Genomic DNA, 534 nt, shown 5'->3' with positions numbered 1-534 from the left:
TATTTGTCACCCTATTCTCCTGACTTTAATCCGATTGAGAACTGCTGGTCGAAAGTCAAAGCGTTTTTACGCTCGGTCTCGTGAAGCCCTAGATCAAGGAATTACGGATGCCCTCAAGGCTGTGACCTTAAAAGATATTGAGGGGTGGTTTACCTACCGCTGTTATTGTACTTAATTGAACTGAAAACCGCTATAATGTGGGTTTGAGCAGATGATTGTGGGTTAGTTGCAATTAATTCGGGTTTAGTTGCAGTTAATTCGAGTTTGAGCGACCGCATAGTTGCAGTAATGTGGGTTCAAAATCGCGATGATTGCGGGTTTGATGATTTATGATTGCGGGTCGCTACATCTAGCATCCAAAGAGTGGCAGCATCGGATTTACGGACATTATCTCAACCGCAGTCTGGAGCATCAGCCCGTGATGTATTTTATTTTGCCGACTGAGGATGGGTCGGGGGGGAGCATCCCACCTTTGCGATGAGTATTCATACTCAGTGCCAACCTCGCCATTCAATTGGACAATCTAATAGAAGT

At 44.9% G+C, this 534-nt stretch carries 1 protein-coding gene; it reads left to right on the top strand.

Annotated elements, in window-relative coordinates:
* The first annotated feature begins 3 nt into the window (after window positions 1-3).
* The gene (locus tag C7B65_RS29815) at window positions 4-84 is read left to right on the top strand and encodes a transposase (RefSeq protein WP_425320477.1); all 81 of its coding nucleotides are present in this window, start codon (window positions 4-6) and stop codon (window positions 82-84) included.
* Window positions 85-534: the final 450 nt, after the last annotated feature.

The sequence above is a fragment of the Phormidesmis priestleyi ULC007 genome (assembly GCF_003003695.1).
Taxonomy (GTDB): Bacteria; Cyanobacteriota; Cyanobacteriia; order Leptolyngbyales; family Leptolyngbyaceae; genus Phormidesmis_A; species Phormidesmis_A priestleyi_A.
Note: the sequence above shows the minus strand (reverse complement) of the source record. Positions and strands in the feature narration are given on the sequence as shown.